Below are 23,183 nucleotides of genomic sequence, written 5' to 3'. Positions count from 1 at the left end.
TTATCCTTGTCTTCTCCCGGCAGGTTCGGCTGCCGGTCTTGTCTGTTGTTTGCCGTCCGGACCATGGTCTGGCCACACCCGTCAGGAAAAGTGTTTGATGATGCGCGCACTTAATGCACGGGCAACCCCGGTTTTGCTTTGGCGTTCCCAGCGTTCATCAGCCGTTTCATCCGCGCCTGAAATCAGGCAAATCTCGTTATCATCCCCGCCAAAGGTCCCGGTTGAGGCCGCCACATCATTGGCCAGGATCCAGTCACACCCCTTGCGCAAGCGTTTGGCGCGCGCATGGGCGGTGACATTTTCGGTTTCAGCGGCAAATCCAATGACAAGTCCCGGACGCTGTGGCCCGGCCTTGCTGATGGTCGCCAGAATGTCGGGATTTTCCGAAAGCTTCAGGTCCGGGATCACACCCGACCCGTCTTTCTTAAGCTTCTGACCCGCTTCATCAGCCGTTCGCCAATCGGCCACCGCAGCAGCACAAACCGCGATATCGGCGGGAAGGGCGGCCTGCACGGCACCCAGCATCTCGCGCGCGGTTTCGATGTGCACGACCTTCACGCCAGCGGGATCGGGCAGGGTCACCGGGCCACTCACCAGCGTCACATCAGCCCCCGCCTGTGCCAGTGCCTCGGCAATCGCGTGCCCCTGCTTGCCCGAGGAACGGTTGGCGATATAGCGCACCGGATCAATCGGCTCATGGGTCGGACCGCTGGTCACGACTGCCTTTTTTCCCGAAAGCGGCTTGGGCGCGTCCTGTGCCGCAAGGAAATCAACCACGCTTGCGATGATCTCGGCCGGTTCGGCCAAACGGCCCGATCCGAATTCGCCACAGGCAAGGTCACCAGATGACGGGCCAACGCGCAGCACACCGCGGCTTTCAAGGGTTGCGATATTGGCTTGTGTCGCCGGGTGGTTCCACATCTCGACATTCATTGCCGGTGCAATCATCACCGGCTTGTCCGTCGCCAAAAGGGCCGTGGTCGCCAGATCACCGGCCTGTCCGGTGGCCATCTTGGCCAGAATATCGGCACTTGCCGGGGCGACCAGAACAAGGTCAGCCTCACGCGAAAGGCGGATATGGCCCATTTCGGCTTCATCGGTCAGGGAAAACAGATCCTGATAAACCTTGTTTTCGGTCAGTGCCGCGACCGAAAGCGGTGTAACAAATTCTGCCCCGCCCTTGGTCAGGATGGCGCGGATATTTACACCGCGATCACGCAGCCGACGGATCACCTCAAGCACCTTATAGGCGGCAATGCCGCCCGAGATGATCAGCAGGACAGTTTTTCGATTTAAGTCACCCGACACTGTGATTACCAATTAATTACGGTTAAGAAGTGTGGTTAACCTACATTGTCCCCCAAGCGCACGCAAGAACCCAATAAAGCCCGCCGCAATCTTCGAAAAACGCCATGCCCGATATCCGGACATGGCGTTGACTTAGTTATGATTTCACGGGCCATGATCCGTCATGGGATTTTCCAGCACCCGTCCCGTTGTTATGGAACGGTGTAAAGCATCCCGAACCAGCGCCACCGTGACTCCGCACCCATGGCGGTGCAATTGATCCGCCAACGCCCGCTTGAAACCGGGCCATCAAGGCGGATTTCAACCCGCTCTTCACCAAGCCGGGACATGGTGGGTTCACCTTCGGACGGATAACAATTCATCGACGGGGCCGGTTCCGCCAGCGTAAAGCCAAAGGCTGGCGGATTGCGGGTCAGGGTGTAATCACTTGGCGTAACATCGCTGACCACAAGCGGCAGGGAATTCGCCGCCAGATTAAACCGGTCCATTGCCCCGTAATGTTCGTTCAGTGCAAAGCGCGGCAGATACATGAAATCCGATCCGGTATGCATCGCACCGCTTTGCTGCCCAAAGGACGCGCGGTAGCCGGCTTCTTTAACCGCTGCGATGACCTCTGAATTGGCTTCGCCATAGGGATAGGCAAAGATTTCAGGTACATAGCCCAGTTCTTCCTCGAACCGCTTGGCGGAATGGGCAAGCTCTGCCTTGACCTGTTCGATATCAAGATCCGGCAGATGTGAATGGTGCTGGCTGTGGCCACCAATGGTCACGCCCGCCTCGGACAAGTCCCGCACCATGTCCCAGGTCATGTAGTTGGCATAGCCGGAATCAAGTTGTTCGGTGGAAACAAATACCGTGAAAGGCAATTCATGTTCGCGAAATACCGGCCAGGCTTTCTCATAGACAGAGCGATAAGCGTCATCAATCGTGATACCGATCGTACGGTCTGGCAGCCCCTTGCCATCGGAAAGGGCGCTCACGATCTGGGGAACACCCATCACGGTATAGGGGCCGCTTGTCAGCTCCTGGACATGGGCGGTGAACTGTTCCATCGCGATGTTGGTCGACGGATAGTCGCCTTCGCCAAAGCGATGATACATAAAGACCACAGCCGATGTCGCATCACCGCTCATCGCGACGTCTTGTTCATCATGGCTTTGCGCATTTTCTTCGGTTGCGGGTGCTTCGTCCGTACCAGTCTGGGCAAAGCCCGCTGTCGCACCAAGCGTAATTCCAGCCACGAACGAGACACCAAGAATAAGGCCCTGCAATCTGCGTAACGGCATCACTTGCATGAATGCAGAAATCGCGCTGTGCCCTTTGGTCTCAATTGCCATATCTGATTCCAGTATCTTGCGATTCACCCACGCCGGGACGCAACCCATTTGCGCCTCGGATCTACCCCACAGTAGAAAACCCGCATTCTGCCCCACGCTTTACATTTCGCAGGGTCATTTTGACTCCGAAAATACCAGTGAACTGTTTGTTTTTCCACAGTTCATATGGCACCCCTGCCAAGCCCACATTGCGTGACCAGCATCGGGATCACTATATCGAAGCTTCATCCACCCAATTCAACCAACGAGGCATCATGCTTGATTCCAAGGGACTTGACCTTCTTTTCCACAATGGCCGAACGCACAATGTCTGGCAGGACAAACCGGTTGATCCGGACCTGCTCAAACAGGCGTGGGACCTGGCCGTACTGGGACCGACAAGCGCCAATTGCGAACCGATGCGTATTGTCTTTGTCACCACCGATGAGGCGCGGGCACGTCTGAAACCCTGCCTGGCAGAGGGCAATGTCGAAAAAACCATGACAGCCCCCGTCACCGCGATCATCGCCCATGACATGGAATTTTACGAAAAGCTGCCCGATCTGTTCCCCCATACCGACGCCCGGTCATGGTTTGCCGGCAAGGAAGAGGCGATAAAAGCCACCGCATTCCGCAACGGCACGCTTCAGGCAGGCTATTTCATCCTAGCCCTACGCGCCCTTGGCCTTGATAGCGGCGGGATGTCGGGCTTTGATAACGCCAAGGTCGATGCAGAATTCTTTGCTGGCACCCCGTATAAAAGCAACTTCCTGCTCAATATCGGTTATGGCGATGGCAGCAAACTGTTTGAACGCCAACCGCGTCTGAGCTTCGATCAGGGTGCTGAAATCATCTGATCACAGACGCAATAACAACAAATACAGTCCCAACCGGCGGACCATTAATCACTGGTCCGCTGGTTGGCGGAGTCCAATCCGCTCCCCACCTGAAACAGCTGTCAGGCACGTTCTGGCAGACGGCGCGTTTGCAACGCTTGCGACAGTTTTTTTCAATCACTTCAGGACTTAGAAAACTGTCATCAAAGTTTTATTTGATCTTTACTGGCCCATAACCATTTTAGGTCCACTTTTGATCACGCGCGTGATAAACCGCCGTCACCCCGTTTAAACAGGAGCGTTAATTGGGTTTCCGCCAATTGATACTTACGGCTTTGGCCGTTGCCTTTCCGGTCGCCATTGTTTTCATCGTCCTTGCGTCGATGGGACAGCTTGGCGTGGGAACGGCGATCCTGTCGGCAGTCCTGTCCTTTGTCGGTGTGGCAGCGATGTTGCGCATTTATTTTGGGGACCTGCGTCGGGTGGCCCGCTATGCCACCGACCTGCGCGATCAATATAAGGGCACCCCGCCACAACACATTTCCTTTTCGGCCGCGTCGGAACTGTCATCGCTCTATACCCAGATTGCCGCAGCCTTTCGGGATCGAATTGCCCTTCTGGAAGCACAAACCAGCACGGATGCCGAAATCCTCGATCACCTGCCCAATCCGGTGGTTATGGTCAATCGTCAGCGCGTGGTGACCGGTTTTAACCGTGCGGCAAATGGCCTGTTTCACAACCTTGAAACCGGCCGTGATCTGACCCGCTTCATTCGCGACCCGATCCTGCTTGATGCCTTTGACGATGTCGCCAACAACCGCGAAATCATGAAGCACGCGGAATTCGTGCTGGCATCCGATGCCCACCGTCATTTTGACGTGCTGACCGCCCGCCTGCCTGCCGCTGCCGGGGACCGGAACTTCGTTCTGACATTTTCCGACCTGACCGAGCTTCGCAAACTCGAACAGATGCGCGCGGACTTCGCAACGGACGCCGGGCACGAACTGCGCACCCCGCTTTCGGTTCTGCTTGGCTTTATCGAAACGCTTGAAGGCCCGGCCAAGGATGACCCGGATGCGTTAAACCAGTTCCTGCCGGTCATGCGTGATCAGGCCCAGCGCATGCAACATCTGATCGAAGACCTGTTGTCACTTGCCCGGATTGAATTGAACGAACACACCCCGCCCTCCGAAAACTGCAATGTCGGAAAAATCATTGGCAAAGTCGCCGAAAGCCTTGCCATGAAGGCGCAGGACAAGGGCATGAACATCCGTGTCACCAGCACGCTTGATGACACCGACATGGTTGGCGAGGAAAAGGAACTGACCCAGGTCTTTGTCAATCTGGTCGAAAACGCCATCAAATATGGCCATACCAATTCCGATGTCGAAGTCTCGATCAGTCTGGCCCAAAACCCGCCGGGTGCTCTGGCGCGTTTCCGCCATGACCGGATCATGGCGGTGGCCATCCGCGATCATTCCGATGGCATCGCACGTGAACACCTGCCGCGCCTGACCGAACGCTTCTATCGTGTCGATACCGCCCGCTCCCGCGCGGTTGGCGGCACAGGCCTTGGGCTGGCCATCGTCAAACATCTGGTGCAACGCCACCGCGGCACCATGCAGATCGAAAGCGAACAGGGCGTCGGATCGGTCTTTACGGTCTATCTCCCGGCCAAAACCGGCGACAATGTCCGAAAGCTCCACAGCGCCTAAACGATCAAAACCAGCACAAACAAAAAAAGGCCAGCAACAATGTGCTGGCCTTTTGCATGTCTGATCTGATCGAATGTTTCGATTACAGAATGAACTTCGAAAGATCGGCATCCTTGGCCAGATCCTCGACCTGCTCGCGCACATATGCCGCATCAACCTTGAAGGTCTCGCCACCCCGGTCGGTGGCGGTAAAGCTGATGTCATCGAGCAGCTTTTCAAGCACCGTATGCAGGCGACGCGCGCCAATGTTTTCGACCGTTTCATTTACGTTGGCCGAAATGCGGGCAATCTCATCAACCGCATCGTCAGTGAAGTCGAGCTTGACGTGCTCGGTCTGCATCAGGGCGATATATTGTTTGATCAATGATGCTTCCGGTTCCATCAGGATACGGCGGAAGTCACCCTCGGTCAGTGCCTTAAGCTCAACGCGGATCGGCAGGCGACCCTGCAATTCCGGCAAAAGGTCGGATGGCTTGGCCAGATGGAACGCGCCCGAGCAGATAAACAGAATATGGTCGGTTTTAACCGTGCCGTGCTTGGTTGAAACGTTCGTGCCTTCAATCAGCGGCAGCAAGTCACGCTGCACACCTTCGCGTGATACGTCGCCGCCACGTTCTTGGCGTGCAGTGATCTTGTCGATCTCGTCGAGGAAGACAATGCCGTTCTGTTCGACATTTTCAATCGCCTCGGCGGTGACCTTGTCATTATCGAGAAGCTTGTCACCCTCTTCATCGATCAGGCGCTCAAAGGCTTCTTCGACCGTCATGCGCTTTGGCTTGGTATTGTTGCCAAACGCTTTGCCGAACATGTCGTTCAGGTTCATCATGCCCATCTGCGCACCGGGCATGCCCGGGATATCGATGGTCGGCATCGACGCCGAACTGCTTTCCTGAACGTTGATTTCGATCTCTTTTTGCTGAAGCTCGCCCTCGCGCAGCATCTTGCGGAACTTCTGACGGGTTTCCGGCGAGGCATTCTCACCGACCAGACCATCAAGAATACGTTCCTCGGCCTGCATTTCCGCCTTGGCATGGACTTTCTTGCGCATGCTTTCGCGTGTCAGGTCGATGGAAACTTCCACCAGATCACGCACGATCTGTTCGACATCGCGCCCCACATAGCCGACTTCAGTAAATTTGGTCGCTTCGATCTTGATGAACGGCGCTTCTGCCAGTTTGGCAAGGCGGCGCGCGATTTCGGTTTTACCGACACCCGTCGGCCCGATCATCAGGATGTTTTTCGGCAGAACTTCATTGCGCATGGTTTCGTCAAGCTGCTGACGGCGCCACCGGTTGCGCAGCGCAATGGCGACCGCGCGCTTGGCATCCTTCTGACCGATAATGTGACGGTCCAGTTCGGAAACAATTTCGCGCGGGCTGTAATGTTGGGTCATGATTTATTCCGTATCTTTTTGCGACGGAGGCATTGCGAAGGCCCGGATAAACCAGCGCCCTACTTTGCTTCCTCGATATCAATCTTTTCCAAAAGGACATTGCCGTTGGTATAAACGCAAATCTCACCGGCAATTGCCATGGCCTTGCGGGCGATTTCCTCGGCACCAAGATCCTGATCAATCAGGGCCCGTGCCGCGGCAAGCGCATAGTTGCCACCCGAACCAATGGCAATAATGCCATCTTCGGGTTCAAGAACATCCCCCTGGCCGGTCAGAACCAGCGACACATCCTTGTCGGCCACCGCCATCATGGCTTCAAGCTTGCGCAGATACCGATCTGTCCGCCAGTCCTTGGCCAGTTCAACACAGGCGCGCATCGTCTGACCCGGATGACGGTCCAGCTTGGCTTCAAGCCGCTCCAGCAGGGTAAAGGCATCCGCCGTTGCCCCGGCAAAGCCCACCATGATCTCGCCCTTCTGGCCGATCCGGCGCACCTTGCGCGCATTGCCCTTGATCACCGTCGGACCAAGCGAGACCTGACCATCACCGGCCACCACGACTTCATTGCCCTTGCGCACGGACAGAATTGTCGTGCCATGCCAGCTTTGTTGTTCGCTCATGAATTATCCTTGAATCTCATCGATTGCTTCGCCCAAGAGTTAGCACGGCAGACGCCCCGGTCAAGGGCAGAAGCCACCCGCAACCGCCGCTTCCGCTGACCGCGCGACCTTCATGTCGACCCAAACACAGTTTCAACGCAAAGATACCCAAAAAATTCAAGGCATACCCGCGCCACATGCTTTACCCTTGGGGATGGTAAAAGAATTTGATGCTAAAAGAATTTCAAGAAGACAGGACCAGAGCCCATGAGCAGCGATCTTACCCAAACCCAGCTTGGCAAATGCATTCTTGCCGGTCAGGGCAAAATCAAGGCCGATCTGGTACTGCGTAATATCGGCTTGCTTGACGTCATCACCGGCACAGTCACCGAAACCGATATCGCCATTGTTGGCGACCGGATTGTCGGCACCCATGACAGCTATGCTGGCGAGACCGAAATTGATTGCACCGGAAAATTCGCCGTGCCGGGCTTTATCGATACCCACCTGCATATCGAAAGCTCGCTTGTGACCCCGCTGGAGTTTGATCGTTGTGTGTTGCCCCATGGCGTCACCACGGTCCTGTGCGACCCGCACGAAATCGCCAATGTTCTGGGGGCCGAGGGCATCAAGTACTTCCTTGATTGCGCAGAACAGACCGTGATGGATGTGCGGGTCAATCTGTCATCCTGCGTTCCGGCCACCGCCTTTGAAACCGCTGGCGCACGGCTTGAAATCGAAGACCTTCTGCCGTTCCGGTCGCACGAAAAGGTCGTCGGGCTGGCGGAAATGATGAACTATCCCGGCGTGCTCAACCTTGATCCGGGCATCATGGCCAAGCTCGAAGCCTTTCAGGATGGTCATATTGATGGTCACGCGCCGCTGGTGCGCGGGTCGGACCTCAATGGTTATATGGCTGCCGGCATTCGTACCGATCACGAGGCCACCTCGGCCGAGGAAGCCCGCGAAAAACTTGCCAAGGGCATGGCGATCCTGATCCGCGAAGGATCGGTGTCCAAGGACCTTGAAGCACTGGCTGAAATCCTCGATGAAAATAGCTCAAGCTTCGTCGCGCTCTGCACCGATGACCGCAACCCGCTTGATATCGGCGAAGAAGGTCATCTTGATAGTCTTGTTGCGCGCCTCATCGGTCATTTGAAGGCGCGTAGCTGCCCGATCCATCATGCCTATCGCGCGGCATCGCATTCCGCGGCCCGCATTTTCGGCCTGCGTGATCGCGGTTTGATCGGGCCCGGCTGGCGGGCTGATATCGCCATCCTTGATGATCTCGATGCCTGCCACGTCACCGATGTCATTTCCGGTGGTCGTCTTGTCACCAAGGATCTGTTTGCCAAACGCAAAACCATCGACCCGGTCGGTCTAAGCTCGATGAAGGCCACCCCGGTCTCGGCAGAAGCCTTTGCCTGCGATCCCAAACCGGGTCAGAACCAGACGCCGGTGATCAAGGTCAAACCGGGCCTTATCCTGACCTTCCGCGATGAGGCGACGCTTGAAATCGGCAATAATGGCCTGAAACCCGATCTCGACAATGACGTGATCAAGGTCGCCGTCGTCGAACGCCACGGCATCAATGGCAATATCGGACGCAGCTTCGTGCGTGGCTTTGGCCTGAAACGCGGGGCGATTGCCTCATCCGTCGGCCATGACAGCCACAACATCACCGTGGTCGGCGCAAGCGACGCCGACATGGCAGCAGCGGTTAATCGCCTGATTGAAATGGGCGGCGGTTTTGCGGTCGCCGATGGCGGCAAGGTCACCGCCGAACTGGCCCTGCCGGTTGCGGGCCTTATGAGCCTTGAGCCGTTTGAAACCGTCGAGGAACACCTGATCGATCTGCGCAAGGCAGCCAAGGATCTGGGATGTGTTCTGCCCGAACCGTTCCTGCAGGTCGCCTTCCTGGCCCTGCCAGTTATCCCGCACCTGAAAATGACGGACCGCGGCCTGTTTGATGTCGATAAGTTCGACTTTGTATAGGGCCAAAACAGCCTTCAATGGCGGGTAGAAGACGGTTTGCCGACCGGATGCATGAATTCATGTGATTATGCGGCCAATACGTAGGCACCTAAAACTGGCTTTTCCACAGCTTTATTGCTACATACGACCCGTCATATGCATCAATATCTGCAGGAAAGGAGCTTTGCATGCGCAAGGCCCGCGTTGAGCGTAACACAAACGAAACCCAGATCATGGTCGAACTGAACCTTGACGGGACCGGCGTTTATGACGTCGAGACCGGGGTCGGGTTCCTTGATCACATGCTCGAACAGCTTTCGCGTCACAGCCTGATGGACCTTAAAGTCCGGGCCAAGGGCGACCTGCATATTGATTTCCACCACACCACCGAAGATAGCGGCATCGCAATCGGCGAAGCCTTTGCCAAGGCGCTTGGCGATAAAAAGGGTATCACGCGCTATGGCAGCTGCCTGCTGCCGATGGACGAGGCCCTGACCCGTGTCGCACTTGATATTTCAAGCCGTCCCTATCTGATCTGGAATGTCGAATTCACCCGCGACAAGCTGGGCGATATGGATACCGAGCTATTCCGTGAATGGTTCCAGGGCTTTGCCCAGGCGGCTGGCATCACGCTGCATGTCGAGAACCTGTATGGTGAGAACAACCACCATATCATCGAAAGTGCCTTTAAGGCGCTTGCACGGTCCCTGCGCACCGCGATTGAAATTGATCCGCGCAAGTCCGATGCCATCCCCTCGACCAAGGGCACGCTTGGCGGCTCCTTGTAAGCAGGTCAGTTCGATCTGATCGAAAATACACCGGTGGCACAGCAGACAACACTCTGCCACCGGTCCAGAAAACCGGTTTTCGATGAAGGTTTACACAGTCCATACCCATCCCGGCGATGCCGACCCGATGGAAAACGCCATCCTGATCCGCGAAGGCTTCAATTTCTGGGCCTTTCTGCTCTCGGGCCTTTGGGCGTTGTACCATCGGCTTTGGCTGGGCTTTTTCGGCCTTGTCGCGGTTTCATTTCTCTGCACCTTTGCGGTCGAGCTGTTTAACGGCGGGCCGGAAATGGACTTTGCCCTGGCGCTTGTGACCGGCATCGGTTTTGGCCTGATTGCCAATGACCTTCGCCGTCGCAAACTGGCCGCATCCGGCTGGCAGATGGTTGATATCGTTGCGGGCCACGATGAAACCGATGCCGAACATCGCTGCTTTGAGCGTTCGAAGAATTCACGGCTGCGCGTCCCACACTCCGCAGCTGCCCTTACCTCCACCCCCTCAACCGGGAGCCCATCCTACCCATGAGTGTTGCGATTATTGATTACGGTTCCGGCAATCTGCGCTCTGCCGCCAAGGCGTTCGAGCGGGCTGCGCGTGAAACCGGCTTTTCTGACGAGATCATTGTCACCGATGACCCGGAAAAGGTCCGCAACGCCAGCCATATCGTGCTTCCGGGCGTTGGTGCCTATGCCGATTGCCGTGCGGGCCTTGATGCTGTTACCGGCATGGTTGATGTCCTCACCGAACAGGTGATCAAAGGCGGCAAGCCGTTCTTTGGCATCTGTGTTGGCATGCAGTTGATGTCGACCGTCGGTCGTGAATTTGCCGTCACCGACGGCCTTGACTGGATCGCCGGTGAAGTTGTTGCGATTGAGCCCAGCGACCCAAGCCTTAAGATCCCGCATATGGGCTGGAACGAACTGGTGCTTGATCCGGCGGGCAAGACGCACCCGGTGCTCAACGGCATTTCCGATGGCGACCACGCCTATTTCGTGCATAGCTATCACATGCATGTCTCCAACCCCGATCAGCGACTGGCATCCGTTTCCTATGGCGGGGAACTGACCGCGATGATCGGGCGTGACAACATGATCGGCACCCAGTTCCACCCGGAAAAAAGCCAGAAAACGGGGCTGACCATCATCGGGAACTTCCTGGGGTGGAAGCCATGATCGCACCATCTGATACCATTCAGCCGGGCGTCATTGCCGAACGCGTGACCGAACTGACCGCAGGCGACATTTCCGATATCGTCGATGCCTGTACGCAGGCGATTGTCGAAGGTGGCGGCTTTGGCTGGCTGACACCGCCAGACCGCCCGGACATGGAAAAATACTGGCGCGGTGTGTTGCTGATGCCCGGTCGTCATCTGTTTGTGTCGCGCGTGGATGGCATCATTTCCGGTGCCGCCCAGTTGATCGAAACACCGGCCAACCTTGAAGCACAGCGCCATTCCGCCCAGATTTCCGGCCATTTCGTCGCCCCTTGGGCGCGCGGGCGCGGCAACGGCAAGGCGATCGTGCGTTCGATTGAATATTTCGCCCGTGAAGCGGGCTATAGCGTTTTGAAACTCGACCTTCGCGAAACCCAGCAGGCCGCCATCGCGCTTTATAACGGGCTTGGATATGTCCGTTGGGGTATCAATCCCTATTACGCGATGGTCGATGGCAAGATGGTCGAAGGCTATTACTACACCAAGAAAATACAGGACACCGATCAGTGAACCTTTATCCCGCAATTGACCTGAAAGATGGCGCATGTGTGCGCTTGCTTCGCGGCGACATGGACAAGGCAACCGTGTTTAACGACGATCCGGGCGCACAGGCCGGTGAATTTGTCCAAGCGGGCTGCCATTGGGTGCATATCGTTGATCTGAACGGCGCCTTTGCCGGTGAACCGGTCAATGGTGCGGCTGTGGACTCCATCCTTGCCGCCGTGTCGGGCAAGGCCCAGACGCAGCTTGGTGGCGGCATCCGCACCATGGAAACGGTTGATTATTGGCTGAACAAGGGCATTACCCGTGTGATCCTTGGCACCGTGGCGCTTCGCAATCCGGACTTCGTCAAGGAAGCCTGTGCCAAATGGCCGGGCCGGATCGCGGTTGGCATTGATGCCCGCGATGGCTATGTCGCGGTTGAAGGCTGGGCGGAAACGTCCGAGGTCACCGCGCTGGAACTGGCCAGGAAATTTGAAGATTGCGGTGTGGCGGCGATCATCTTTACCGATATCGACCGTGATGGTGCGATGGGTGGCCCGAATATCGAGTCCACCGTTGCACTGGCATCGGAAATCTCGACCCCGGTAATCGTATCGGGCGGGGTTTCATCGCTTGATGATCTGATCGCGGTCAAGAAACACACAGCTGCTGGCATTGATGGCGCGATTTCCGGTCGTGCGCTTTATGATGGCCGCATCGATCTGGCAGAGGCCATCGCGGCCCTTTCGTAACCGACCCAACAGGAAACAGACCATGCTGAAAACCCGTGTCATTCCCTGTCTTGACGTCAAGGACGGTCGCGTCGTCAAAGGGGTCAATTTTGTTGATCTGATCGATGCCGGCGACCCGGTCGAACAGGCGCGCATCTACGATGCAGAGGGTGCGGATGAACTCTGCTTCCTTGATATCACCGCCTCATCCGATAACCGCGATACCATCTTTGATGTGGTTGCCCGCACGGCCGAGGCCTGCTTTATGCCGGTCACCGTTGGTGGTGGCGTGCGCACCCTTGAAGACATCCGAAAGCTGCTTCTGGCTGGCGCGGACAAGGTTTCGATCAATACTGCCGCCGTCAAAAACCCCGATTTCGTGCGCGAAGCCGCGCGCAAGTTCGGATCGCAATGCATTGTGGTCTCGATTGACGCCAAATCAACCGGCCCGGACAAGTTCGAAATCTTCACCCATGGCGGGCGTGAGCCCACCGGAATTGATGCCGTTTCGTTTGCAAAACAAATGGTCGAATATGGCGCGGGGGAACTTCTTGTCACCTCGATGGATCGCGATGGCACCCAGTCGGGCTTTAACATTCCGCTGACCCGTACCATTGCCGATGCTGTCCATGTGCCGGTCATTGCCTCCGGTGGTGTGGGCACGCTCGACCATATGGTCGAAGGCGTGCGTGACGCCCATGCATCAGCGGTTCTGGCCGCCTCGATCTTCCATTTCGGCACCTATCGCATTCGCGAGGTCAAGGACCACATGAAAGCTGCCGGTATTCCGGTGCGCGAGGACTGAAATCATGCCCGATACGGATAAAAGCCAACATATCCTTGATGCGCTTTACGCAACCGTTTCTGCCCGCAAGGGTGCAGACCCGGAAACCAGCTATACCGCAAAGCTGCTTGCCAAGGGCACGCCCAAAATCGCCCAGAAAGTTGGCGAAGAGGGCGTTGAAACCGTGATCGCCGCCCTTGCCGAAAGCCCGGAAAAGGTCGCATCGGAAAGTGCCGACCTGCTGTATCACCTGACCGTCCTTTGGGCCGATCAGGGTGTGAAACCCGAAGATGTCTGGAAGATTCTGGCCGAACGCCAGGGCATTTCAGGTATTGCCGAAAAGGCATCGCGCAAAACCGACTAAGATAGGCGACGATTAGCACGGCCACGCGCCCGACATCCCTACAATGGCCCCCCGCCTGCGCGGGGGTGACGATGTGTAGAGGCAACCCTCTTTATCCGTCATGCCCGCGCAGGCGGGCATCCATATCGGACTACCGCTACCATGGATTCCGGGCCGCAGCATGGCTCCGCCCGGAATGACGAAAAGCATAAATCCACCCGTTATTCCAAAATCGAAATTGCACCGGACGCCAAGCCTGTCCAATATGGCACTCATAGTCAGAATAGATTGATCAGGAGCCCCAAGATGGCCGTTCAGCCCTACGATCCGGAAAACATCTTTGCCAAAATCCTGCGCGGCGAAATCCCGTGCACCAAGGTCTATGAAGATGACCACGTGCTGGCGTTTAACGATATCGCGCCGCAGGCCCCGACCCATGTGCTGGTCATCCCCAAGGGTGCCTACACCAGCTATGACGACTTTGCGCAGAATGCCTCTGACGCCGAAATCATCGCCTATACCCGCGCAATCGGCAAAATCTCCAGGGAAGCTGGCGTCGTTGAAGACGGCTACCGCCTGATCGCCAATACCCGCGAACACGGCCGCCAGGACGTCCCGCACCTGCATGTGCATATCCTGGGCGGCGAGAAACTGCCGCGGATGCTGCCGGGCGCCTAAGCGACTGGAAACCCCATTCAAAAGGCAGGGCCCCGCATTCCGCGCCCTGCCTTTTTTGTCCTAACATGAACCTGAAATTACCGATGGCATCCAACATCCCCACCGCATCCGAGATTTTCCATGCCCTTGCAGGCAACTGGACGCTTGTGCGCGATCTGGGGGCTGCCGGGCAGTTTACCGGCGATGTCACATTTCATGCTGCCGACCCGGACCAACCCAATGTGCTGCGCTATCGCGAAGAGGGGTTTTTGACCCGCCCGGATGGCAAGCGGTTTGATGGCTATCGGGAATATGATTTTGTCCTGCACGAGGACTTAGGCGCGATCGAGCTTCTGTTTCGCGACCCTTTGAGTTTCGGCAATCGCTATGTGCTGCTGCAATTTGGCGAAGAGGGAGAAGAGGGAGTTTGTGCCCGCGACATTCATCCCTGTGGGGAGGACTTTTATCACCATTGCATGATTTGGAACGGGCCAGATCATTTCGAAACAAAAATAAAAATCACCGGTCCCAAGAAGGATCACCTGCTGCACAGCATCTATCGCCGCGCCTAGCATCCCGAAGGACGAGACACCCGTCCATAATTTCAAATACTTGCTGCTTCATTCTGACAAACCGGATTGACTTGCCAAACCAAGCACCCAGTCGCGAAAGGCGCGCACTTCCGGCACGTCCTGACGGCTTTCCGGCGTGATCAGATAGTATGCGCCGCTGGATTTCAGCCACGCATCACTGACGATTTCAAGACTGCCCTCGGCAAGGGGTCCTTCGATCAAAACCCTTGGTAACAGGGCGATTCCCATGCCTGCCTTGGCGGCTTCGATCAGCATGAAGAAGTGTTCAAACGCCGGTCCAGGCGCGCCGGTGATGGCAATCTCGTTGGCCTGCGCCCAGTCATGCCATGCCTTGGGCCGGGTGGTATGGACCAGTCGCGGGTAGTGCCCAAGCAGTTCTGCCGGGTCCCTGGGGCTGTTTTCGTCCGTCATGGCACCTGAGGCAACATATCCGGGTTTGGCAACAACCACTTGAATTTCATCAAAAAGCTTGTCACACATCATGCCGGGCCAGCGACCATCGCCGAAATAAAGCCCGACATCCATCTGGCGTGCGCCAAGGTCCGGGCTGCGTTCCGGGGTGGCAAAATTAAGTGCCAGGGTTTCGATCACCGGGCGGATATCGGGGTTTTCGTTTTGAAATCGATTTAATCTTGGAATAAGCCAGCTGCTGGCCAGGGTATGCAGCGCACCGATAACCAGTTTCCGTTCCCCCGCGCCATGGGTCACCAGATCAAGGGTGGCGGCCTCGATCTCGTCGAGCGCCCGGCGCAGACTGGGCAGATAGGCCCGACCGGCTTCACGCAGGGCCAGTTTCGGGCCATTACGCTCAAACAAGCTCATGCCAAGGCTGGCTTCCAGATTGGCGACCTGCTGGCTGATCGCACCGGAGGTGACGGAAAGTTCCGCAGCCGCGCGGGCAAAGCTGCCAAGCCGGGCGGCAGCTTCGAACGCACGCAGGGCATTGAGCGGCGGGGTGGTCGGGCGCAGCGCCATAGCAATAGTTTTCCTATTGGAAAGTCCAGAACTTCTGATTTTACCCGCCACATTCTGACGTATTAGAGTAGTTCCAACAACACATCGTTAGATAATCTGGATAATCTTTGAGGTTGACCATGTCTTCGCCATCCCTGCCGCCATTCCATCTTGCTTTCCCGATCAAATCGATTGCGGATACGCGTGCGTTCTATATCGACATTCTTGGCTGTGATGAAGGCCGCTCGACCGAAGCCTGGATTGATTTTGATTTCTTTGGCCATCAGCTTTCTGCCCATGTCCGCCCCGAAGCCGGCCAGAACAAGGGGTCTGGTGATGTCGATGGCGATGCGGTGCCAATCCCGCATTTCGGGGCGGTTCTGGAATGGGAAAAATGGCACGAACTGGCCGACAAGCTTAAGGCGGCCAATGTCAAATTCCTGCTGGAACCCAAGATCCGCTTTAAGGGCGAACCGGGCGAGCAGGGCACCTTCTTTGTTGAAGACCCGGCAGGAAATGGTCTTGAATTCAAGACCTTCCGCGACCCGGCCATGATCTTTGCCCACTGAGTTGGGCATTTAATGGCACGTAACCGGCCTTGTGAAAGCGGGCCGGTCCATGACAGACTGTGATTGACGCGCCAATTGACGCGCCGGAACGCTTTGCGCTCTGGCGCGTTTGATATGTACAGAACCTTTTATCGTCCCGACTTTCCAAGCATTGACCAGGAGACCCCGATGGCAACCACCAACGCCCCGCTCAACATTCTGATTTCCGCTGTCGGCGATGATCAAAAGTGGAAAAGCGTGATGGTTGACCGCCTGCCGGACGCCAATATCGTAACCGAAGAAGATAATTACGACCCTGAAACAATTGATTATGCCCTGTTCTGGAAACAGCCACAGGGCCTGATCAAGACGCTTCCGAAGCTCAAGGCGATCTTCTCGCTTGGGGCGGGGGTGGATCATGTTATTTCATCGCCAAGTCTGCCAACCGACTTGCCGGTTATTCGGCTTGAGGATGCCGGTATGGCGGATCAGATGGTGCAGTATCATCTTTATGCCGCCCTGCATTTCATGCGCGACTTTGATGTCTATAGTGCCCAGCAGGCAAATTGCGACTGGACCCCGCATGACGTGGCGCGTATTTCGCAATGCCGGGTTGGTGTCATGGGGCTGGGTGCGCTGGGCTCTGCGGTTGCGACATCGCTTTCCAATCTCGGCTTTACCGTATCGGGCTGGAGCCGCTCGATGAAGGCGATTGAAGGTATTTCGACCTATGCCGGGAAAGAAACCCTTGCCGAGTTTCTTGGTCAGTCCGATATCCTGATCTGCCTTCTGCCGCGCACGTCCGAGACCGAAAATGTCCTGAACAGCGACACGCTTTCCTCCCTGCCCAAGGGGGCTGCAATCATCAATGCCGCCCGTGGGGCCATGATCAACGAGGCCGATTTGCTGCGCGCGATTGATACCGGCCATCTGCGCGGGGCGTTTCTGGATGTCGCAGCGACCGAACCGCTGCCCGAAAGCCATCCGTTCTGGGATCATGGGAAAATCCGCATCACCCCGCATATTGCGGCTGCCACCCGGTTTGAGGAATCCGTCGATCAGATTGCCGAAAACCTGGATCGTCTGGCACGCGGCGAAACCCCGCGCGGCTTGGTCAATCGCGAAACCGGCTACTAAGCCGCTATATCGCGGACACACACCCGTCAGACCCGACCCCGCGCAAACGTCCCGCCGGGTCGGGTTTTGCTTGTCCAGCTGCCGGCTTTCTGCAAAAGAAGGAGGATTGCCCGCCAAACCGGTGGCGTTGCTGTTAAACAGGATTTCTGATGTCAGCCAAAACCTTTGTTGCGCTTCGCGTTGAATGTGACGCCGCCACCGCCTTTGATCAGTTTACCAATGAGATTGATCACTGGTGGAAGCAGGGGCCGCGCAACCGCCTGATCGGCAATCGACCGGGCGTCATGGAATTTGGCGAAAGCGACGGCGTGCGCTACTTGCAGGAAGTCGATAAACGCCGCGCCGATTTTATCGTCCGTGCAGGTAAGGTCACCAGGTGGGAACCAGGCAAGCGCCTTGCCTTTGAATGGCAATGGCCGATGGCCGATCCCAAGGAACCGGCAACATTGGTCGATATCCGATTTAGCGCGCAGGGCGATTACACCCGCATCACGCTGGAACATCTTGGTCTTGAAAAGCTGTCCATGGCCCATCCCGGCCGCAATGGCCTGAATGACAACCGTTTCAAGCCGATGATGACCCATTACTGGCAGGCCCATCTGGTTTCATTGCGAAACCGGATCAAGCTACTTTCAAACGACTCAAGCCCGTCCTGATGCGGCAAAATCAATCTTCGCAAACAACGCGCTTAGCCAGTCGACAAAGACCCGTACCCGAGCGGAAAGCTGGCGGTTTTGCGGATACAGGATCGACACCGGCATGGGGTCAGGCGGGCAATCGGGCAGAATTTCGACCAGCTTGCCCGATCCAAGGTCCTCGGCCACGCGATAACGCGGTATCTGCACGATCCCCAATCCGGCCGCGGCACAGGCGGCATAGCTGTCCGCCCCGGTCACCGAAATGCTTGCGGGCAGCATGACGTCGCACACCTTGCCATCAATTGTGAAATCAAGCGGGATTGGCTGATCATCCGCGCCTGACAGGAAACAAACCATCTGATGGCCCTGACTTTTAAGGTCATCAAGGGTTTTGGGCATGCCGATGCGTGCAATATAATCCGGGCTTGCCACAGTGGCCTCGTGCAAAAGGGCAAGCCTGCGCCCGATCATGGATGAATTGGCCAGATCACCGCTGCGCAGGACGCAATCAAAGCCTTCATGCACCAGATCGACAAAACGATCGCCATCGGCCAGCACCAGTTCAATCCCCGGATATCGGCCCCGAAAATCACCAAGGGCCGGGATGATAAAGGTCCGCGCCAGCGTGCCTTGCAAATTAACGCGTAGCAATCCCTTGGGATCGGCATTGGTAAAGCTGCCATCGGCTTCTTCAAGATCGGCGAGAATCCGCACACAGCGCTGATAATAGGCCTCCCCGTCATGGGTGGGGTTAACCGTGCGTGTCGTGCGTTCCAGCAACCGGGTGCCCAGCCGGTCTTCAAGCCGCTGGATGGAATTGGTCATGGTCGCACGCGGGATCAAGAGATCGCTGGCCGCCTTGGTAAAGCTTTTGCGCTCCACCACGCGCACAAAGTTGCGCATTTCCTCAAACCGGTCCATTCGCCATCCTGATTGTTATTCAATTTCGAATAATGATGTCGAATATAACCTAATTATCCGAAAAGTCATCTTGGGCATAGTCGGCCCATGCCCTTGCGGCCCCCTTAATCACCAAGGAGACTTTTCATGTCTGCCAATCAAAACAGAACCGCCATCATCACCGGCGCATCGCGCGGCATTGGTGTTGCCCTTGCCAAGCGTCTGGCAGCAGATGGCTTTGCCGTTGTCATCAACTATGCCAACTCTGCCGGGCCTGCCGAAGAACTGGCCGAAACCCTGAAATCCCGGGGCCACAAGGCGCTGGCCATTCAGGCCGATATCGCCCGTCCCGATGCGGTCACCGCCCTGTTTGACAAGACCATCACCGAATTTGGCGGGGTTGATGTCATTGTGAACAATGCCGGTGTCATGACGACCACCCCGATTGCCGACATGGATGACACCACCTATGACGCGATGATGGACATCAATGTCCGCGGCACATTCAACATGCTGCGCGAAGGTGCCAAACATCTTCGTGATCATGGCCGGGTGATCAATTTTTCAACCACTGCCCTGCACCTCAAACTGCCGGGCTACGCCGTCTATAACGCCACCAAGGCCGCGGTAGAGGCAATGACGGGCGTTTTCGCCAAGGAACTGCGCGGTCGCCAGATCACGGTCAATGCCGTTGCCCCGGGGCCGGTGGCAACCGAACTGTTCCTCAATGGCAAGACCGATGAACAGGTTGCCAATTTCGCAAAGATGCCACCGCTTGAACGCCTTGGTGAACCTGATGATATCGCGGGTGTTGTGTCCTTCCTGGCCGGGCCGGATTCCGGTTGGGTCGATGGTCAGACCATCCGTGCCAATGGCGGCCTGGCCTAAATCGACCAAACGGCCCAATCCCGGGCATTTGCAGGCTTGATCGGTCGGTGATCGGCAGTGATCCCCCATCCCCGTGCCGGTTTTCTGCCAATAATGCCTGCATGACACGCAATGATGCCGCCTGATACGCAAACAGGCGGCATCATTGCCATTTGGCATCTGCCCGGCGCACCAAAGGTGAACGCGCATAGCGCTTTGAAACCTTGTGCAAATACCTTGCTTTGCGCATCATGTCCCGCCATCAGGAAAGGGACATTCATGCCAAACGCCACCCAAACATCGGACCACCCGGCTGACATCACGTTTCGCTATGCCACCCGCGATGACCTGCCCGCCATTGTCGCCCTTCTGGCCGATGATGAAAAAGGCAAAACCCGCGAGGAATTCACAACTCCGCTGCCCGACGCCTATTACGCCGCGTTTGACGCCATGGAATCGCAATCAACCGATGCCCTGCCCAACAAATACCTGCTTGCCCTTCAGGGCACGGATATTGTCGGTTGTTTGCAGCTGACCCTGATTGCCGGTTTGTCGCGCCGCGGCCAACTGCGCGCCCAGATCGAGGGGGTCCGGGTGGCCAGCAGCGCGCGCGGTCAGAAGATTGGCGAAAAGCTGATCACACAGTCCATTACGATTTCGAAATCACTTGGTGCGGCCCTGGTGCAGTTCACCACCGACAAGACCCGCAAGGATGCCCATCGGTTTTATGAACGGCTTGGTTTTATTGCCAGCCACGAAGGCATGAAACTTCAGCTTTCCTAGGGATTTTTGCAATATTGCGCGGCCCAGGTCGGTCATTTTTCGCACACGCAACCACAGCGGCGTCAAAGTCTGATAGGATGGGCTATGAAACACACAGCACAAGATCGGAGACTTCCATGAATTTGATCGAGTTGCAGGACCTTGCCCGCGAACGCGGCTTTTCGCATGTGTTCAGTGCATCGGATAACCACGTCACATGTGATGGCAAACAGGCAAAATACAGCCCTGATGACCTGACCATCATCGATTCCCGTTCCGTCGATGCCGGAACCGACCCGGGCGATGACGCCACGTTGTACATGATCGAAGCCAATGACGGCACGCGCGGCATGCTGATTGTGCCCAGCAGTTTCGATACCGACCGCAACAAGGCCGACCTGATCGACCATCTGCGCCGCAAGCACGGCTGAATTCGGAACAAGCGGCCAAGGCTTGCGTTTTACCCTTATCAGACACTTTTTTGATCAAGGAGGCCGCAATGACCTTGGCTGATCTTCAGGAAAATGCCAAAGACCACGGTTTTGAACACCATTTCATGGCTGAAGAAAACGGTGTGCGCAGTGACGGCACAGGCAAGCTTTATACTCCGGACGAATTGCGCCTTGTTCATTCCAACAGCACCGATCACGGCACCGATCCGGGTGATGAGGCAACGCTGTTCATGATCGAAGCCAATGACGGCACCAAGGGTGTCATGATCATGGCCGATGCCTTTCATGCTGACCCGCACAAGGCCGAAATCATTGATATCCTGCGCCGCAAGCGCGCGGCCTGACCCGACGGGTGCCCGGGATCCCCGCCCGATTGGCAATGCGATGCAGATCGACGCTACCGGGGTGGAAATTCGCAAAATGAACACAAACATGCACCTGTAGCGACATAAATAGCGGGCAGGTTTTGTTCGCCGCCATCGCAACCTGAGTGGAAAAGGCTCTCAATGTCAGATCTTTTGCCGTTCATTCGTGCCTGGGTCACGGATCCCAGAAAAGTATCAGCCATCTCGCCTTCAAGCCCGGCACTTGCACGGTTGATCACATCAGAAGTCACCGCCCAACGCACCCCGGTTCTGGAACTCGGACCGGGGACAGGTGTGTTTACCCGAGCGCTTCTGGATCGCGGGATCAACCAGAACGACCTGACCTTGATCGAAGCCGGACCGGATTTTTCCCGCCTCTTGTCAAAGCGCTACCCAAAGGCCCGCATTCTGCAAATGGATGCCTGCCGCCTTGGTCGCCATGGCCTGTTTGGCCGCGGCGAGCTGGCAAGCGCAATCAGTGGTCTGCCGCTTCTTTCGATGACACCGCGCCAGATCATGGGGATTTTATCGGGCAGCTTTGAATATCTGCGCGAAGACGGCGCGTTTTATCAGTTCACTTATGGCCCCCGATGCCCGGTGCCTGCGGCCATCCTTGCCCGCCTTGACCTGCAGGCAACGCGCATTGGCACCACGGTCCGCAATGTCCCGCCCTCGTCGGTCTACAAGATCGAACGCAAACGCCGCCCGGAAATCGTCAGCGAAGTCCGCAAATCCGCCTGATTAGCCAGTGAGCCTAGTAACACAAAAAGGGGCACCAACGGCATGGTACCCCTTTATCTGTATCATCGCCGTTTAAGGCCGATGGAAACGGTTGATCACCACAAGTGATGGACGTGCGGGGCGATGCGCTGCTCATAGATATTGCGCAGTTCACCGATCACCTCTGGCGACAGCGGTGCAACATCACTTGCCGCTGCATTCGCCGCAGCCTGCTTGGCATTCTTTGCCCCGGGGATGACAACCCCCACCGATTCTTCCATCAAAATCCAGCGCAGGGCAAACTGCGCCATGGTGACGTTCTCGGGAACCAAGCGGCGGATTTCTTCGACCGCCTCAAGCGCAACATCAAACGGCACACCGGCGAATGTTTCGCCCTTGTCAAATTCCTCGCCATTGCGGTTAAACGCACGATGATCATCGGCGGCAAAGGCGGTATCCTTGGTCATCTTGCCAGTCAGAAGGCCGGACGCCAGCGGTACACGCACGATAACCCCGACATTTTTTGCTTTTGCCTCGCGGAAAAACAAGCCGGACGGGCGTTGGCGGAAGATGTTGTAAATGATCTGAACCGACGCAACCCCGGGATATTCGATGGCTTTCAGCCCTTCTTCGACCTTCTCGACCGAAACACCGTAATTGCGGATTTTCCCGGCGGTGACCATTTCCTCCATCACCTCGAACACGTCCGGGCGATAGAAAACCTCGGTCGGCGGGCAATGAAGCTGCACCAGATCAAGACAATCCGTCGCAAGGTTCTTAAGGCTCCGTTCAACAAATGCCGTCAGGTTCTGTTTGTTGTAGCCTTTGGACACATGCGGATCGAGGCGACGTCCGGCCTTGGTTGCGATGAACGGACGTTCACCACCGCGTTCTCTCATGACATCGGCGATGATTTTTTCCGACCGGCCGTCACCGTAAACGTCGGCGGTATCAATGAATGTCGTGCCGTTATCAAGGGCGGCATGCAAGGCCGCGCGTGCGTCAGCCTCTGAAACATCGCCCCAGGCGCCACCAATGGCCCAGGCTCCGAAACCGACTTCCGAAACCGTGCGTCCTGTCTTACCAAATTTTCTGTAGTTCATATA

At 56.6% G+C, this 23,183-nt stretch carries 27 protein-coding genes; 20 read left to right on the top strand and 7 right to left on the bottom strand.

The annotated features are described in order from the left end of the window. Positions 1 to 81: 81 nt before the first annotated feature. Positions 82 to 1,308 (bottom strand): bifunctional phosphopantothenoylcysteine decarboxylase/phosphopantothenate--cysteine ligase CoaBC, encoded by a 1,227-nt coding sequence (coaBC, locus tag AUQ43_RS15680; protein WP_062957121.1) that lies wholly within the window; start codon positions 1,306 to 1,308, stop codon positions 82 to 84. Between the two features lie 191 nt (positions 1,309 to 1,499). Continuing rightward, positions 1,500 to 2,645 (bottom strand): polysaccharide deacetylase family protein, encoded by a 1,146-nt coding sequence (locus AUQ43_RS15675; protein ID WP_062957367.1) that lies wholly within the window; start codon positions 2,643 to 2,645, stop codon positions 1,500 to 1,502. A 254-nt stretch (positions 2,646 to 2,899) separates the two neighbouring features. On the opposite strand from AUQ43_RS15675, the gene AUQ43_RS15670 reads away from it, so the two are divergent. Next, positions 2,900 to 3,481 (top strand): malonic semialdehyde reductase, encoded by a 582-nt coding sequence (locus AUQ43_RS15670; protein WP_062957366.1) that lies wholly within the window; start codon positions 2,900 to 2,902, stop codon positions 3,479 to 3,481. A gap of 284 nt (positions 3,482 to 3,765) precedes the next feature. Beyond that, positions 3,766 to 5,175, top strand: coding sequence for an ATP-binding protein (locus tag AUQ43_RS15665; RefSeq protein ID WP_062957120.1), 1,410 nt, complete (start codon positions 3,766 to 3,768; stop codon positions 5,173 to 5,175). A gap of 82 nt (positions 5,176 to 5,257) precedes the next feature. Here AUQ43_RS15665 and hslU read toward each other — a convergent pair whose 3' ends face one another. Beyond that, the gene (gene hslU, locus AUQ43_RS15660) at positions 5,258 to 6,568 is read right to left on the bottom strand and encodes an ATP-dependent protease ATPase subunit HslU (protein ID WP_062957119.1); all 1,311 of its coding nucleotides are present in this window, start codon (positions 6,566 to 6,568) and stop codon (positions 5,258 to 5,260) included. A 59-nt stretch (positions 6,569 to 6,627) separates the two neighbouring features. Next, entirely contained in the window at positions 6,628 to 7,188 is a 561-nt protein-coding gene (gene hslV / locus AUQ43_RS15655; protein ID WP_062957118.1) for an ATP-dependent protease subunit HslV, read from the bottom strand. A gap of 246 nt (positions 7,189 to 7,434) precedes the next feature. On the opposite strand from hslV, the gene ade reads away from it, so the two are divergent. The 10 genes from ade (at position 7,435) to AUQ43_RS15605 (ending at position 14,713) form a co-directional block, all read left to right on the top strand. Continuing rightward, positions 7,435 to 9,162 (top strand): adenine deaminase, encoded by a 1,728-nt coding sequence (gene ade / locus AUQ43_RS15650; RefSeq protein WP_062957117.1) that lies wholly within the window; start codon positions 7,435 to 7,437, stop codon positions 9,160 to 9,162. 167 nt (positions 9,163 to 9,329) lie between these two features. After that, on the top strand, positions 9,330 to 9,929 hold the full coding sequence (hisB, locus tag AUQ43_RS15645) for an imidazoleglycerol-phosphate dehydratase HisB (RefSeq protein WP_062957116.1): 600 nt from the start codon (positions 9,330 to 9,332) through the stop codon (positions 9,927 to 9,929). A gap of 82 nt (positions 9,930 to 10,011) precedes the next feature. Further along, a complete protein-coding gene (locus AUQ43_RS15640; protein ID WP_062957115.1) occupies positions 10,012 to 10,455 on the top strand; it encodes a DUF2628 domain-containing protein in 444 nt (147 codons plus the stop codon). After that, positions 10,452 to 11,102 carry an imidazole glycerol phosphate synthase subunit HisH gene (gene hisH / locus AUQ43_RS15635; protein WP_062957114.1) on the top strand — a complete coding sequence of 217 codons (651 nt, stop codon included), beginning with the start codon at positions 10,452 to 10,454 and terminating at the stop codon, positions 11,100 to 11,102. The genes AUQ43_RS15640 and hisH overlap by 4 nt, the downstream gene beginning before the upstream one ends. Then, positions 11,099 to 11,653, top strand: coding sequence for a GNAT family N-acetyltransferase (locus AUQ43_RS15630; RefSeq protein ID WP_062957113.1), 555 nt, complete (start codon positions 11,099 to 11,101; stop codon positions 11,651 to 11,653). Before hisH ends, AUQ43_RS15630 begins: the two co-directional genes overlap by 4 nt. Beyond that, the gene (gene hisA / locus AUQ43_RS15625; RefSeq protein WP_062957112.1) at positions 11,650 to 12,378 is read left to right on the top strand and encodes a 1-(5-phosphoribosyl)-5-[(5-phosphoribosylamino)methylideneamino]imidazole-4-carboxamide isomerase; all 729 of its coding nucleotides are present in this window, start codon (positions 11,650 to 11,652) and stop codon (positions 12,376 to 12,378) included. The genes AUQ43_RS15630 and hisA overlap by 4 nt, the downstream gene beginning before the upstream one ends. Before the next feature lie 22 nt (positions 12,379 to 12,400). Next, complete coding sequence (hisF, locus tag AUQ43_RS15620; RefSeq protein ID WP_008888819.1) at positions 12,401 to 13,162, top strand: imidazole glycerol phosphate synthase subunit HisF; 762 nt, start codon at positions 12,401 to 12,403, stop codon at positions 13,160 to 13,162. 4 nt (positions 13,163 to 13,166) lie between these two features. After that, entirely contained in the window at positions 13,167 to 13,505 is a 339-nt protein-coding gene (locus AUQ43_RS15615; protein WP_062957111.1) for a phosphoribosyl-ATP diphosphatase, read from the top strand. Positions 13,506 to 13,790: 285 nt separating this feature from the next. Further along, positions 13,791 to 14,162, top strand: a complete 372-nt coding sequence (locus AUQ43_RS15610) for a histidine triad nucleotide-binding protein (protein ID WP_062957365.1) — start codon at positions 13,791 to 13,793, stop codon at positions 14,160 to 14,162. 83 nt (positions 14,163 to 14,245) lie between these two features. Continuing rightward, a complete protein-coding gene (locus AUQ43_RS15605) occupies positions 14,246 to 14,713 on the top strand; it encodes a DUF6314 family protein (protein ID WP_220149756.1) in 468 nt (155 codons plus the stop codon). Positions 14,714 to 14,761: 48 nt separating this feature from the next. On the opposite strand, the gene AUQ43_RS15600 is transcribed toward AUQ43_RS15605, so the two are convergent. Further along, on the bottom strand, positions 14,762 to 15,709 hold the full coding sequence (locus AUQ43_RS15600) for a LysR substrate-binding domain-containing protein (protein WP_062957110.1): 948 nt from the start codon (positions 15,707 to 15,709) through the stop codon (positions 14,762 to 14,764). A gap of 119 nt (positions 15,710 to 15,828) precedes the next feature. Between AUQ43_RS15600 and AUQ43_RS15595 the strand changes: the two genes are divergently transcribed. The 3 genes from AUQ43_RS15595 (at position 15,829) to AUQ43_RS15585 (ending at position 18,029) form a co-directional block, all read left to right on the top strand. After that, positions 15,829 to 16,257: a VOC family protein gene (locus AUQ43_RS15595; RefSeq protein WP_062957109.1), complete on the top strand. Its 429-nt coding sequence runs from the start codon at positions 15,829 to 15,831 to the stop codon at positions 16,255 to 16,257. 168 nt (positions 16,258 to 16,425) lie between these two features. After that, positions 16,426 to 17,373 carry a glyoxylate/hydroxypyruvate reductase A gene (locus tag AUQ43_RS15590; protein ID WP_062957363.1) on the top strand — a complete coding sequence of 316 codons (948 nt, stop codon included), beginning with the start codon at positions 16,426 to 16,428 and terminating at the stop codon, positions 17,371 to 17,373. A gap of 149 nt (positions 17,374 to 17,522) precedes the next feature. Next, positions 17,523 to 18,029 (top strand): SRPBCC domain-containing protein, encoded by a 507-nt coding sequence (locus AUQ43_RS15585; RefSeq protein WP_062957108.1) that lies wholly within the window; start codon positions 17,523 to 17,525, stop codon positions 18,027 to 18,029. Here the strand turns inward: AUQ43_RS15585 and AUQ43_RS15580 are convergent. Further along, positions 18,015 to 18,932, bottom strand: coding sequence for a LysR family transcriptional regulator (locus AUQ43_RS15580; protein WP_062957107.1), 918 nt, complete (start codon positions 18,930 to 18,932; stop codon positions 18,015 to 18,017). The genes AUQ43_RS15585 and AUQ43_RS15580 overlap by 15 nt on opposite strands. A gap of 126 nt (positions 18,933 to 19,058) precedes the next feature. Between AUQ43_RS15580 and AUQ43_RS15575 the strand changes: the two genes are divergently transcribed. The 5 genes from AUQ43_RS15575 (at position 19,059) to AUQ43_RS15550 (ending at position 22,098) form a co-directional block, all read left to right on the top strand. After that, on the top strand, positions 19,059 to 19,799 hold the full coding sequence (locus tag AUQ43_RS15575; protein WP_062957106.1) for an SDR family oxidoreductase: 741 nt from the start codon (positions 19,059 to 19,061) through the stop codon (positions 19,797 to 19,799). Positions 19,800 to 20,057: 258 nt separating this feature from the next. Next, positions 20,058 to 20,561: a GNAT family N-acetyltransferase gene (locus tag AUQ43_RS15565; protein WP_084272121.1), complete on the top strand. Its 504-nt coding sequence runs from the start codon at positions 20,058 to 20,060 to the stop codon at positions 20,559 to 20,561. A gap of 116 nt (positions 20,562 to 20,677) precedes the next feature. Continuing rightward, the gene (locus AUQ43_RS15560) at positions 20,678 to 20,971 is read left to right on the top strand and encodes a hypothetical protein (RefSeq protein ID WP_062957104.1); all 294 of its coding nucleotides are present in this window, start codon (positions 20,678 to 20,680) and stop codon (positions 20,969 to 20,971) included. Between the two features lie 68 nt (positions 20,972 to 21,039). Further along, positions 21,040 to 21,336 (top strand): hypothetical protein, encoded by a 297-nt coding sequence (locus AUQ43_RS15555; protein ID WP_062957103.1) that lies wholly within the window; start codon positions 21,040 to 21,042, stop codon positions 21,334 to 21,336. 162 nt (positions 21,337 to 21,498) lie between these two features. Continuing rightward, on the top strand, positions 21,499 to 22,098 hold the full coding sequence (locus tag AUQ43_RS15550; protein ID WP_062957102.1) for a class I SAM-dependent methyltransferase: 600 nt from the start codon (positions 21,499 to 21,501) through the stop codon (positions 22,096 to 22,098). Positions 22,099 to 22,193: 95 nt separating this feature from the next. On the opposite strand, the gene AUQ43_RS15545 is transcribed toward AUQ43_RS15550, so the two are convergent. Beyond that, entirely contained in the window at positions 22,194 to 23,180 is a 987-nt protein-coding gene (locus AUQ43_RS15545; protein WP_062957101.1) for an aldo/keto reductase, read from the bottom strand. Between the last annotated feature and the right edge of the window lie 3 nt (positions 23,181 to 23,183).

Origin of the sequence: Thalassospira sp. MCCC 1A01148 (assembly GCF_001613795.1) — a bacterium.
Classification (GTDB): Bacteria; Pseudomonadota; Alphaproteobacteria; order Rhodospirillales; family Thalassospiraceae; genus Thalassospira.
The sequence above is the reverse complement of the archived record's forward strand: the minus strand, read 5'-3'. Positions and strand labels throughout refer to the sequence as shown.

Excerpts from the sequence above, each read along its gene's own strand:
- hslU (WP_062957119.1), bottom strand. The coding sequence starts at position 6,568 with ATGACCCAACATTACAGCCCGCGCGAAATTGTTTCCGAACTGGACCGT.
- AUQ43_RS15600 (WP_062957110.1), bottom strand. The coding sequence starts at position 15,709 with ATGGCGCTGCGCCCGACCACCCCGCCGCTCAATGCCCTGCGTGCGTTC.
- AUQ43_RS15575 (WP_062957106.1), top strand. The coding sequence starts at position 19,059 with ATGTCTGCCAATCAAAACAGAACCGCCATCATCACCGGCGCATCGCGC.
- hisF (WP_008888819.1), top strand. The coding sequence starts at position 12,401 with ATGCTGAAAACCCGTGTCATTCCCTGTCTTGACGTCAAGGACGGTCGC.
- AUQ43_RS15585 (WP_062957108.1), top strand. The coding sequence starts at position 17,523 with ATGTCAGCCAAAACCTTTGTTGCGCTTCGCGTTGAATGTGACGCCGCC.
- AUQ43_RS15550 (WP_062957102.1), top strand. The coding sequence starts at position 21,499 with ATGTCAGATCTTTTGCCGTTCATTCGTGCCTGGGTCACGGATCCCAGA.
- hisH (WP_062957114.1), top strand. The coding sequence starts at position 10,452 with ATGAGTGTTGCGATTATTGATTACGGTTCCGGCAATCTGCGCTCTGCC.
- AUQ43_RS15560 (WP_062957104.1), top strand. The coding sequence starts at position 20,678 with ATGAATTTGATCGAGTTGCAGGACCTTGCCCGCGAACGCGGCTTTTCG.
- ade (WP_062957117.1), top strand. The coding sequence starts at position 7,435 with ATGAGCAGCGATCTTACCCAAACCCAGCTTGGCAAATGCATTCTTGCC.
- AUQ43_RS15610 (WP_062957365.1), top strand. The coding sequence starts at position 13,791 with ATGGCCGTTCAGCCCTACGATCCGGAAAACATCTTTGCCAAAATCCTG.
- AUQ43_RS15630 (WP_062957113.1), top strand. The coding sequence starts at position 11,099 with ATGATCGCACCATCTGATACCATTCAGCCGGGCGTCATTGCCGAACGC.
- AUQ43_RS15555 (WP_062957103.1), top strand. The coding sequence starts at position 21,040 with ATGACCTTGGCTGATCTTCAGGAAAATGCCAAAGACCACGGTTTTGAA.
- AUQ43_RS15565 (WP_084272121.1), top strand. The coding sequence starts at position 20,058 with ATGCCAAACGCCACCCAAACATCGGACCACCCGGCTGACATCACGTTT.
- AUQ43_RS15590 (WP_062957363.1), top strand. The coding sequence starts at position 16,426 with ATGGCAACCACCAACGCCCCGCTCAACATTCTGATTTCCGCTGTCGGC.
- AUQ43_RS15615 (WP_062957111.1), top strand. The coding sequence starts at position 13,167 with ATGCCCGATACGGATAAAAGCCAACATATCCTTGATGCGCTTTACGCA.
- AUQ43_RS15670 (WP_062957366.1), top strand. The coding sequence starts at position 2,900 with ATGCTTGATTCCAAGGGACTTGACCTTCTTTTCCACAATGGCCGAACG.
- AUQ43_RS15595 (WP_062957109.1), top strand. The coding sequence starts at position 15,829 with ATGTCTTCGCCATCCCTGCCGCCATTCCATCTTGCTTTCCCGATCAAA.
- AUQ43_RS15605 (WP_220149756.1), top strand. The coding sequence starts at position 14,246 with ATGGCATCCAACATCCCCACCGCATCCGAGATTTTCCATGCCCTTGCA.
- AUQ43_RS15675 (WP_062957367.1), bottom strand. The coding sequence starts at position 2,645 with ATGGCAATTGAGACCAAAGGGCACAGCGCGATTTCTGCATTCATGCAA.
- hslV (WP_062957118.1), bottom strand. The coding sequence starts at position 7,188 with ATGAGCGAACAACAAAGCTGGCATGGCACGACAATTCTGTCCGTGCGC.
- hisB (WP_062957116.1), top strand. The coding sequence starts at position 9,330 with ATGCGCAAGGCCCGCGTTGAGCGTAACACAAACGAAACCCAGATCATG.
- AUQ43_RS15545 (WP_062957101.1), bottom strand. The coding sequence starts at position 23,180 with ATGAACTACAGAAAATTTGGTAAGACAGGACGCACGGTTTCGGAAGTC.
- AUQ43_RS15640 (WP_062957115.1), top strand. The coding sequence starts at position 10,012 with ATGAAGGTTTACACAGTCCATACCCATCCCGGCGATGCCGACCCGATG.
- AUQ43_RS15580 (WP_062957107.1), bottom strand. The coding sequence starts at position 18,932 with ATGGACCGGTTTGAGGAAATGCGCAACTTTGTGCGCGTGGTGGAGCGC.